This is a genomic window from Vreelandella venusta (genome assembly GCF_007989605.1).
Taxonomy (GTDB): Bacteria; Pseudomonadota; Gammaproteobacteria; order Pseudomonadales; family Halomonadaceae; genus Vreelandella; species Vreelandella venusta.
Map to the genome: position 1 here is coordinate 113,761 of NZ_BJUL01000011.1, position 10,381 is coordinate 124,141.

General features: G+C 55.0%; 13 protein-coding genes. 7 read left to right on the plus strand and 6 right to left on the minus strand.

Going from position 1 to position 10,381, the window contains the following annotated elements:
- Nucleotides 1-35 precede the first annotated feature (35 nt).
- Nucleotides 36-908 (minus strand): ATP-binding protein, encoded by an 873-nt coding sequence (locus tag HVE01_RS13710; protein ID WP_146944758.1) that lies wholly within the window; start codon nucleotides 906-908, stop codon nucleotides 36-38.
- A 97-nt stretch (nucleotides 909-1,005) separates the two neighbouring features.
- Here HVE01_RS13710 and HVE01_RS13715 point away from each other — a divergent pair, with 97 nt between their 5' ends.
- A complete protein-coding gene (locus HVE01_RS13715) occupies nucleotides 1,006-1,809 on the plus strand; it encodes a M48 family metallopeptidase (protein ID WP_125745605.1) in 804 nt (267 codons plus the stop codon).
- Nucleotides 1,810-1,831: 22 nt separating this feature from the next.
- Nucleotides 1,832-2,089, plus strand: a complete 258-nt coding sequence (locus HVE01_RS13720) for a hypothetical protein (RefSeq protein ID WP_125745603.1) — start codon at nucleotides 1,832-1,834, stop codon at nucleotides 2,087-2,089.
- Between the two features lie 79 nt (nucleotides 2,090-2,168).
- On the opposite strand, the gene aroE is transcribed toward HVE01_RS13720, so the two are convergent.
- The 5 genes from aroE to HVE01_RS13745 form a co-directional block, all read right to left on the minus strand.
- Entirely contained in the window at nucleotides 2,169-2,996 is an 828-nt protein-coding gene (gene aroE, locus HVE01_RS13725) for a shikimate dehydrogenase (protein WP_125745601.1), read from the minus strand.
- 9 nt (nucleotides 2,997-3,005) lie between these two features.
- Nucleotides 3,006-3,938, minus strand: coding sequence for an oxygen-dependent coproporphyrinogen oxidase (gene hemF, locus HVE01_RS13730; RefSeq protein ID WP_146944760.1), 933 nt, complete (start codon nucleotides 3,936-3,938; stop codon nucleotides 3,006-3,008).
- Nucleotides 3,939-4,011: 73 nt separating this feature from the next.
- Nucleotides 4,012-4,569 carry an L-threonylcarbamoyladenylate synthase type 1 TsaC gene (gene tsaC, locus HVE01_RS13735; protein ID WP_125745597.1) on the minus strand — a complete coding sequence of 186 codons (558 nt, stop codon included), beginning with the start codon at nucleotides 4,567-4,569 and terminating at the stop codon, nucleotides 4,012-4,014.
- Nucleotides 4,570-4,650: 81 nt separating this feature from the next.
- A complete protein-coding gene (dprA, locus tag HVE01_RS13740) occupies nucleotides 4,651-5,772 on the minus strand; it encodes a DNA-processing protein DprA (RefSeq protein WP_146944762.1) in 1,122 nt (373 codons plus the stop codon).
- Nucleotides 5,773-5,799: 27 nt separating this feature from the next.
- Nucleotides 5,800-6,663 (minus strand): peptidoglycan-binding protein, encoded by an 864-nt coding sequence (locus HVE01_RS13745; RefSeq protein WP_146944764.1) that lies wholly within the window; start codon nucleotides 6,661-6,663, stop codon nucleotides 5,800-5,802.
- A gap of 177 nt (nucleotides 6,664-6,840) precedes the next feature.
- Between HVE01_RS13745 and def the strand changes: the two genes are divergently transcribed.
- The 5 genes from def to HVE01_RS13770 form a co-directional block, all read left to right on the plus strand.
- Nucleotides 6,841-7,353: a peptide deformylase gene (gene def / locus HVE01_RS13750; RefSeq protein WP_125745592.1), complete on the plus strand. Its 513-nt coding sequence runs from the start codon at nucleotides 6,841-6,843 to the stop codon at nucleotides 7,351-7,353.
- 155 nt (nucleotides 7,354-7,508) lie between these two features.
- Nucleotides 7,509-8,495: a methionyl-tRNA formyltransferase gene (gene fmt, locus HVE01_RS13755; protein WP_146944766.1), complete on the plus strand. Its 987-nt coding sequence runs from the start codon at nucleotides 7,509-7,511 to the stop codon at nucleotides 8,493-8,495.
- Nucleotides 8,492-9,826, plus strand: a complete 1,335-nt coding sequence (gene rsmB / locus HVE01_RS13760; RefSeq protein ID WP_125745588.1) for a 16S rRNA (cytosine(967)-C(5))-methyltransferase RsmB — start codon at nucleotides 8,492-8,494, stop codon at nucleotides 9,824-9,826. The genes fmt and rsmB overlap by 4 nt, the downstream gene beginning before the upstream one ends.
- A 50-nt stretch (nucleotides 9,827-9,876) precedes the next feature.
- Nucleotides 9,877-10,083, plus strand: coding sequence for a dodecin (locus HVE01_RS13765; RefSeq protein WP_125745586.1), 207 nt, complete (start codon nucleotides 9,877-9,879; stop codon nucleotides 10,081-10,083).
- 113 nt (nucleotides 10,084-10,196) lie between these two features.
- Nucleotides 10,197-10,381, plus strand: a 185-nt coding sequence (locus tag HVE01_RS13770; protein WP_186808850.1) for an NAD-binding protein, incomplete at its 3' end; no start/stop codon positions are given.

Sequence of the window (10,381 nt, forward strand, 5' to 3'; positions counted from 1 at the left end):
CAAACGCCTGCTGACTCTGATCAGCAGGCGTTTTTTTAATCAGCTTTTTGATGAAGCCGTTTGCGGCCCACCCACTGGGCTGCAAACTGCCAAGCCGTTCGGCCACTACGCCCTCCTCTTAGCGTGGCAAAACGAACCGCTTCTGCGCGTGCAGCATCACTCCAATCCTGCTTATCACCAATACGAGTTACCCAGTGCTCACAAACCTCTAAGTAAGTCGCCTGGCTGAAAGGATGAAAACCTAACCATAAGCCGAAGCGATCCGACAGCGAGATTTTTTCCTCAACAGCGTCACCGTGATGCAGCTCTTCACCGACAAGACGCGTACCGCTATTGTCATCCATGGATTCCGGCAATAAATGGCGGCGGTTAGAAGTGGCATACAACAAAACGTTTTCCGGCGGCCCCGTTAAAGCGCCGTCTAAGACGCTTTTTAGCGCCTTGTAAGCATCATCATTACCTTCAAACGAAAGATCGTCGCAATACACCACGAAACGATGTGGCGTATCGCGCAGCTGCTCTACCAATATCGGCAGACTACCCAAATCGTGGCGATCCACTTGAATCAAGCGCAGCCCGTCATCCGCCAGTGAGTTAAGCAGCGCGCGGACTACCGATGACTTCCCGCTGCCACGTGATCCCCACAGTAAGCCATGGTTAGCAGGTAGCCCCTGCAAAAACGCACGAGTGTTATCGACTAAGGCTAATTTTTGACGCTCGATGCCGAGCAGGTCATCCAGTGTCATCGTGTCGCGCGGTGGCACGGGAACCAAGCGACCACCTAACGGATGGCGCTGCCAAATAGCCGCTACATGCTTATCCCAATCCACTTGGGTCGGCGCAGGCGGCAACCAATGTTCTACGTGGTCCAGCAACCGCGTTAAGCGGTGGCTCAATTCAGCATCCATGATTGTCCTCAGAGTGCGTTATGATATGAGTTGATTTACCACTGACAGTGGTTATCTTGTGTGCAAAGATCCCTACTCGTCTATAAGGAAACTGCCTATGCGCTGGCTTCGTCCCTTGGCTGTTACTGCGCTGTGTGCTGCTGTCGCAGCATGCTCCACCTCACCTACCGGTCGTTCTCAGTTACTGCTGCTTTCAGATGATCAGCTCAATCAAATGGGTCGGCAAGCCTTTGCACAATATCAACGAGATATTCCCACCGCAGGTCAGGCAAGCCATCGCTATGTTCAGTGCATTACCGATGCCATTGTAGAAGTATTGCCAGCCGAACAGCGTAATCTTGATTGGCAAATTCGTGTCTTTGAATCTGAACAGCCCAACGCCTTTGCGCTGCCCGGTGGCTACATGGGCGTGAATACGGGCATGCTCAATATCGCTACCAATCAAAACCAGCTAGCCTCGGTCGTCGGCCACGAAATTGGCCACGTCATTGCGAATCATGCCAACGAGCGTGCCTCAACGAAAAGCGCAACGTCACTTGGTTTATCGGTACTTGCTAGCACCTCCGGCATGCAAACCCCGGGTGGCCAACAGCTAATGGGGGTACTGGGGATGGGAGCGGAATACGGTATTGCGTTGCCGTTCTCCCGTAGTCATGAAAGTGAAGCCGATGTTATCGGCCTTCAGTTAATGGCCCAAGCCGGTTTTGATCCACGGGAAAGCGTTACCGTTTGGGAAAACATGCAGGCAGCCTCTGGCGGTGGTGCTCCACCCGCCTGGATGTCGACGCACCCAAGTGAAGGCCAGCGTATTGAAGGGCTTCAAGCCAACATGAATAACGCGTTGGCAAGCTACGAGCAGGCGCGCAATAGCGGCCGCACCCCCAACTGCCCTCGCCCCTAGGCACCTTAATATTGAGGTTTGAATGATTCGACTTGGTTTATTGCTGCTTGTCTTGCCGATTTTAGTGTTGCTCGGCGTCTATTTCTGGGAGCTTGGTGACGTACGCGCTTGTCAGCTCGACGGTGGGCATTGGGACTACCTGGCAAATGTGTGCCGTGACACGCCGCAGCCCTTTGTATCGTGGCTTGAGCGCTCACCGCTGCTGGTTAACGGCGGTATGCTGGTCTCTGTGGCTGGTCTCGTTATGTGCATGATTGGCTTTTACACCAAATCTCGCTAAACATGCGAGAACAACCAGCATTAACCAATAAAGGCAGCCGCAATGGCTGCCTTTTGTTTGTTGAACACTCGCAAGCTAGCTAGTCACTGGCGACGTTCAACGATTGCCTTAACAGCGTGCGCACCGGGGCTGTTGCGGGTCGCAGGTTACGCCATAAAAAGAAAGATTCAGCAGCTTGCTCAACCAGCATACCCAAGCCATCAAGCAACTTGGCGCCGCGAGGCCCTGCCCACTGCAAAAACACCGTGGGTTCTGAGCCATACATCATGTCGTAGGCCCAAGCCCCCTGGTTAAATAGGCTATCCGGTAACGGCGGCAAATCACCCGTAAGGCTAGCGCTGGTGCCATTGATCACCAGATCAAACTGGCCTTCTAACGTCTCGAACCCACCGCCATGAAGGGTGCCTAAGTCAGCAAAGGCATCGGCTAATTGGGCGGCTTTTGCCGCCGTTCGATTGACGATAACAACGTCACTGGGTTGTTCGGCAAGTAGCGGTTCAAGTATGCCACGCACTGCACCACCGGCACCGATCACCAGCACGCGTTTATCCTTGATGGGTACGTGGTGGTATCCAAGGTCACGCACCAGCCCAACGCCATCAGTGGTGTCGCCATAAGTGCGGCCATTGCCGCCGACAATCAACGTATTCACCGCCTGAGCGCGCTTGGCGCGGTGGCTCAGGGTGTCGCACAGCGCAAAAGCATCGCCTTTGAACGGGACAGTCACATTCGCCCCTCGACCACCCGCTGCCACAAATTCTCGCCAGGCAGTGGCAAAACCTTCTACCGGCGCAAGTTCGGCGGTATAGGTCATCGGTTGCTGAGTCTGGTTAGCAAACTCTCCGTGAATTAATGGCGACTTAGAGTGCTTAATCGGGTTTCCAAACACACAGTAACGGTCGGTCATACAGGCTCCTTACACTTTACCCAGCTGGGTGGCTTCGGCTAGCCAATCGCGTGGCACCAAGTACTCATGCAATTTAGCCTCTCGACTGCCCACGGGTGGTGTAAATGCGTACTCCCAACGGGCTAGCGGCGGCATCGACATCAAGATGGATTCGGTGCGCCCACCACTTTGCAAGCCAAACAGAGTGCCCCTATCCCACACTAAGTTAAATTCTACATAGCGGCCGCGGCGATAAAGCTGAAAATCACGCTCTTTTTCACCCCATGCATCCCCCTTACGGCGCTCTACAATCGGTACGTAGGCATCCAGAAAGCTATCGCCCACTGCACGCTGAAAAGCAAAACAGTCGTCGAAACTGCCTTCATTTAAATCATCGAAAAACAGCCCGCCAACACCGCGTGTCTCATCGCGATGCTTAAGATAGAAGTACTCATCGCACCACGCTTTGTAGCGCGGGTACACCTCTTCGCCAAATGGCACGCAGGCAGCCTGGGCAACCCGGTGCCAGTGCACAACATCTTCAAACACCGGGTAGTAAGGCGTTAGATCAAAGCCACCGCCAAACCACCATACCGGCGCTTCCCCCTGTTTTTCAGCGATAAAGAAGCGCACGTTTCCATGACTTGTTGGCACATTAGGATTTTCAGGATGGAGCACCCAGGAAACACCCACCGCATGAAAGCTGCGCCCGGCTAGTTCCGGTCGTGCCGCCGTCGCTGAGGGGGGCAACTGAGCACCGTAAACATGCGAAAAATTAACCCCCCCCTTCTCGAAAACAGCGCCTTCTTCGATGACCCTTGAACGTCCGCCGCCGCCTTCTTCACGCTGCCAGCTATCTTCTTTAAATGTTGCTTTTCCATCAGCAGCGGCAAGCCCTGCGCACAACCGCTCCTGCAGATCCAGAAGGTAATGTTTAACGTCGTCTAGGTGCTCGTGAGCCACAGTAACTCCAAAGAGGTTGAGGATAAGTGTGATTGGTAAGTAGTCAACGACAGAGACAGCTCAAGGCGCTTCGCTATGAACGCATGACTTTGCCCGACACCAGGTCTCTGATGGTGCTGGGCTTTGCGTTACCCCCAAGCTCACCCGCAACAATCGCGGCGACCTCCTCACCGAAAATGGTCGCGACTTCATCAGCGCTCATGGCGGGGGGATCGCCCGCGCGATTAGCGGAGGTCGAGACGAGTGGGCCACCAAAGGCCTCACAGAGCGCTTTCATTAGCGGATGGTCGGTCACCCGCAGAGCCACACTCTGATGGGCACCGCGTACCAAACCATGACTACGGCCATTGTCAGGCACTAGCCAAGTATTGGGGCCAGGCCAACTGGCTGCTAAGGGCGCATGCAGTGCAACTGGCAGTTGGTTTAGCCAAGGCTGAAATTGCTGAATATTCGCAGCAACTAGAATCACCCCTTTGGCAGGGTCACGCTCTTTCATACGCATCAAATGCGCTAACGCTTCATCGTTATCTGGGTCACAGCTCAGCCCCCAGACTGCTTCGGTAGGGCAAGCGATAACGCCCCCCTCTTTCAATGCTCGTACCGCTTCTTTAACCTCAACAGCCGATTTCATAGATGCTCCTCGTTACAAACGCGGCCCCTCATCACCTGAGATTATTACATCTTCAGTAGATGAAAAACGGTTACTTACATCCTACCATGGCCGCGTTAAACGCACCCAGCCACCCGCTTGTTGCGCCACTTTGCCATCAAGCTCCAGCATCAATAAACGTTGTTGGCATTCACTAACCGTAAGGCCCGCGCTCTGAACCAGTACATCAATTGGCGTTGGCGTTGCGCCCAGCGCGCTTAGCAGATTGTCCTTGGACTCATCGCTTTCAATAGGCAAATCAAGGCTTGCGTTGTCAGCGATAGTACGTGAACCGGTTGGCATATAGCGTTCAGCCCAGTGCTGCAACTCTTCTAAAATATCGTCCACATGACGCACCAGCGTCGCACCACTACGTAATAACTGCAGGCAACCGCGAGCCTGCACGTTATGTAGCGACCCGGGCAGTGCAAACAACTCACGGTCTTGCTCAAGGGCTAATCGTGCGCTGACCAAGGAACCGCTTTTCTCAGTCGCTTCGACCACTAACGTACCTAATGAAAGGCCGGTCACAATTCGGTTACGTCGAGGAAAGAAGGCTGGCCGAGCAACGGTTCCCGGCGGATGCTCAGATAATAACAAGCCTCCTGGCACGCTACTTAGCTGCTCATGTAAATCACGGTGACGGGGCGGATAAATGACATCAACGCCACAGCCAAGCACCGCAATCGACTGCCCACCTGCTGCTAACGCGGCGCGCTGTGCCACCCCATCAACACCGAGTGCCATGCCGCTGACGATACACCAGCCACGATTAACAAGCTCTCTGGCAAACGCCTGGGCATTACCACTTCCTTCAGAGGTGGGACGCCGAGTGCCCACCATAGCCAGTTTTGGGCCATCTAGTGCGCTAAGATCGCCTTGTGCCCACAGCACCACGGGGGGATCTGGCAATTGGTCGAGCAACTCAGGCCACGCGGGATGATTGCGATGGAGCAAATGGCGATTAGGCGCGGCCTCTAGCCATGCTAAGGTATGATCGATTGCCTGCTGCAACGGGCTTCGCTCTGGCTGCGCTAGCCAAAGCCGCAGTGCGCTCGCAGCGTTGCTAGGCAACCCAGCAAGCCAGCCATGGGGCCATTGCGGCTGCTTCTCAGCCAGCGCTGCGGTGCGAAGCGCTCCCATACCCGGTAGCTCATTCACCACAAGCCACTCCTTGGCATCCATACCTATCCCCTGTTAGTTGTATGGTGTTTAGCGTATCGGCGTGTGTACCCGGTCTCCAACCGCTAAAACGTTCGATGCCTGCATCACCAACGCATAGCTCATCAGACTATATGGCTTTACCACCATGACCCTTCCCGCTTCAGTGGCGGGCAGTTGCAGAAGCTCTTGGCTACGCGGGTCATTAACAAGTTCCCCCTGCTGGCCAACATGTAATACATGGCCAGGCTGCAAGCCATCCTGAGTTCCAATATCCAGTGCCACTATTTGTAAGCGTCCAATAAAGCGCACTCCGCCAGGTACCGCAATAATCTGGCCTGCAACATCGTTCAACGGTAAACGAGGCTGAAAACTATTTTCTGACGACTGAGATGCAAACAACGGGGCGTCAAGCGGCAGCAAAATATCGTTATTACGCACCTCTTGGTAGGCGCTAAGTACTTCTAGGCGGACAATCTCTCCCTCTCTGCTGAGCTGGCGCGCTTCGCCAATATTGATTAACTCCGTACCTAACGGAGTACCCTCAGCGGAAACATAACGCTCGCCCGGACGATAAATACCTAAACGCGCTCTGGGCGGTAGCACGCCGCGGGCGTACAGCGTATCGCCCGCGCCACTCATCAAGCGTTGATTCTCGCCGCCCACGACGTAGGCCAGCTCCCGTATAGGCTCGCCTGGTTCTACGACGCGATACTCTCGCAAAAACGCCTGAATCGTTTCCATCGGCAGCGGCGCCATTGCCTGTTGCTGAGGAATGGCACGCATCTGGGGAGAAAGCCTTACCACCTGCTGCGGAGATTCCCATGCCAATGCGGCGGTCGTCATAAGCGTCAAACATGCCAACGACACGCTATAATAAAGAAATCTTTTCGCCACTGCCCTTTTCACCACCATCCTGTGCTCTCTTGTCAGTTATTGGTGACGCCGTTGTGGGGAGCTGCATGGCGTTGTACGTGCCCAGGAACGCTTACAGCATGATATAGTGGCCGATAGTAAAGCACTTAGGCCTGCCAACACAGATGGCAAAGCCTGCTCATATTAAAGACTCAGCATAACGGTGATTGTAACGCCATGGCCAAACTTCCTATTCTCGAATTCCCCGACGAGCGCCTGCGCACCAAGGCTGCACCGGTGGAAACCGTTGACGATGAGGTCCGCCAGCTCGTCGACGATATGTTGGAGACTATGTACGACGCGCGCGGCATCGGCCTTGCAGCGACGCAAATCGATGTTCATCGACGTGTCGTAGTAATGGATGTCAGCGATGATAACTCGCAGCCGCTCGTACTTATTAATCCGCGCTACGAGCCGATTGGTGACGAAAAAGAGCCGCTTTCTGAAGGCTGTCTATCGATTCCCGAATACTACGCGGAAGTCCCGCGCTATTTAAAAGTAAAGCTGAACGCGCTAGACCGTAGTGGTGAGCCCTACGAGCTAGAAGCCGATGGCTTATTAGCCCACTGCATTCAGCATGAGTATGACCATTTAGAAGGCGTGCTTTTTGTTGACTATTTATCACCCCTAAAGCGTGACCGAGTGATGAAAAAGATGCAGAAACGCCACAAGCTATTAAACGACGCATAAACCAACCTACGCCGTGTTACTGCTGGCCGAGCTGACACGCTGCAAGCGCACAGAATGTTATTGCTGGTGCGTTGTAGCGTTGCTTCTCGGCCTTTATTTGTTTCCCCCACGGCACACGATTACTTCCCCCCCTTCAATGCTAGGTAGTCATCATCATGTCACAGTTGCGCGTTGTTTTTGCTGGCACACCTGATTTCGCCGCTTCAAGCCTTGCTGCCGTGCTCGAAAGTCAGCATCAAGTGGTAGCGGTCTATACTCAACCTGACCGCCCAGCAGGCCGCGGGCGCAAGCTCACTCCCAGCCCCGTCAAGCAGCTCGCTGTTGAGCATGGGCTACCTGTCTACCAGCCTGCCAGTTTAAAAGGCACTGATGCCCAAGCAGAACTGGCGGCATTGAACGCCGACGTAATGGTTGTCGTTGCTTACGGGCTACTTCTGCCACAGGCCGTGCTCGACATTCCCCGCTTAGGCTGTATCAACGTGCACGCTTCTCTGCTACCCCGCTGGCGAGGTGCCGCCCCTATTCAACGCGCGATTGAAGCGGGTGATAGCGCATCAGGCGTCACCATTATGCAGATGGATGCGGGCCTGGATACCGGTGAGATGCTGTATGAAGTTCGTACGCCAATCACCTCGCGCACCACGGGCGGTGACTTACATGATCGGCTGGCCATTCAAGGGGCGAATGCACTGATTAACGTGCTGGATGCGCTGGACAGCAACGATTTAAAAGCCACACCGCAGCCTGACGAGGGCATCACCTACGCCGCCAAACTCAGCAAAGCGGAAGCCGAGCTGGACTTTCATCAACCCGCTGAACAGCTGGCACGCAAAATACGTGCGTTTAACCCGTGGCCAGTGGCTTGGTGCACATTAGGTAATGATCGCCTACGTTTGTTGATGGCCAGTGTTGAACCAGGTGAACAGCCTTCTACTACGCCCGGCACACTACTCGAACATGGCGAGGATCACCTGCGCATTGCTTGTGGCGAGCAAGGCCAAGAAGTACTGTGCGTTAGCCACGCCCAGTTACCGGGCGGAAAAGCGATGGCCGTGCGCGACCTGCTTAACGCCCGCCAAACACCGCTTACCGTCGGCGCACGCCTTGGGCACGCCGCCGCTCATCAAGGAGTTAGTGAATGAGCCAGAATCGCCCACCCAAAGGCGGCAGCGGCCAGGAAGTTCGCGCCGCGGCTGCCCGCGCGCTAGTCCCTGTTTTGACTGACCAAGGCTCACTGGCCGGGCTAGATGAGCACAGTGTGATTGCCCGCGATCGCAGCCTATTAAAAGAGCTATGTTACGGTACCTGCCGACGCTTGCCGCGCCTGGAAGCGTTGGCCAGAACACTGCTCAAGCAGCCTTTTAAAAAGCGCGATAGCGATGTTCACGCCTTGTTACTGGTGGGAATCTACCAGCTGCTTTATATGCGTATTCCGGCCCACGCAGCGGTTGGCGAAACCGCTGGCGCCGCTCGCCTGCTAGGTAAAGAGTGGGCCACCCGAGTGCTAAACGGTTGCCTGCGTCGTCTCCAGCGTGAATCTGACGAGCTGCAAGCCGCTGTTGACCTAGATGAGAACGTTGCCCTAGAGCACCCGCCCTGGCTACTTAATGCGTTGCGCAGCGCTTGGCCTGACCAGTGGCGCGCCATTGCCGCAGCGAACAATGAACCGGGCCCCATGACGCTGAGAGTTAACCAACGTCACAACGATCGTGAGGCCTATTTACAACTGCTGACTGAGCAGGGGTTAAGTGGTCACCTATGCCTACACGCGCCGGATGGCATTACCTTGGATGCACCCAGCGATGTCACCATACTCCCCGGCTTTGAAGAAGGTCATGTCAGCGTCCAAGACGAAGCGGCTCAGCTCTCCGCGGCACTGTTAGGACCTGTATTAGCTCCACGCCCAGGCGCCCACGTTCTCGATGCTTGCTGTGCACCTGGCGGTAAAACTGCCCACCTATTAGAGCAGTTTGATATTGCTCTGACGGCCATTGATAGCGACAACCAGCGCCTAAGCCGTGTAGACGATACACTGAACCGCTTAGGCTTAACGGCAGAACTGCAGCACGCTGATGCTACCCAGCAAGACTGGTGGAATGGCGTGCCTTTCGACGCGATTTTGCTTGATGCGCCCTGTTCTGGCACGGGCGTTATTCGTCGTCATCCCGACATTAAAAAACTGCGCCGTAAAGAAGATATTCGCCAGCTCGCGAAGCTACAGGGCCAACTGTTGGATAACCTCTGGCCACTACTTCGCCCAGGCGGCACCTTGCTATACGCCACTTGTTCAGTGCTGCCCGAGGAAAACGCTGAGCAAATCGATGCCTTTCTTGACCGCACGCCCGATGCAAAAGTCACCACGCCAAATGACGTCGCCTGGGGCGAACCAAGTGGCCAAGGGCGCCAACTGTTTCCCGCGCAAAGCAGTCATGATGGCTTTTTTTATGCCAGACTAGAGAAGCGTACTGCTTAACATACCGCCCTCTGGCAGGGCGGTGAATCGATGACAAGGATGGAGACACTATGAGTACTCACACTTATAAGCATATCGAGCTAACCGGTTCTTCTGAAAAGGGAATTGAAGAAGCTGTGCAAAATGCTCTCGCCAAAGCATCAGAAACCATTGATAACTTGCGCTGGTTCGAAGTCACCGACACCCGTGGCCATATCGAGGACGGCCGTATCGCTCACTGGCAGGTCACGATAAAAGTCGGCTTCACACTCGAGTAATCACGACCTGCTTTTCAGCGGCGGCTGGTTTACACTGGCCGCCGTCTTTATTGCAGCGCATATATCTCTTGCCGAGAACGCGCTGGCGCTTACAACGGAACCGATGCTTAGCAATGAAAATCATCATTCTCGGCGCCGGCCAGGTCGGCGGCACCTTAGCGGAGCACCTCGCCCGCGAGGAAAACGATATTACCGTCGTCGATACCGACGGCGCGAAACTACGCGAACTGCACACCAAGCTGGATATTCGCACCGTGACGGGCGCGGCTTCGTATCCGATTGTGCTGCGTCAGGCGGG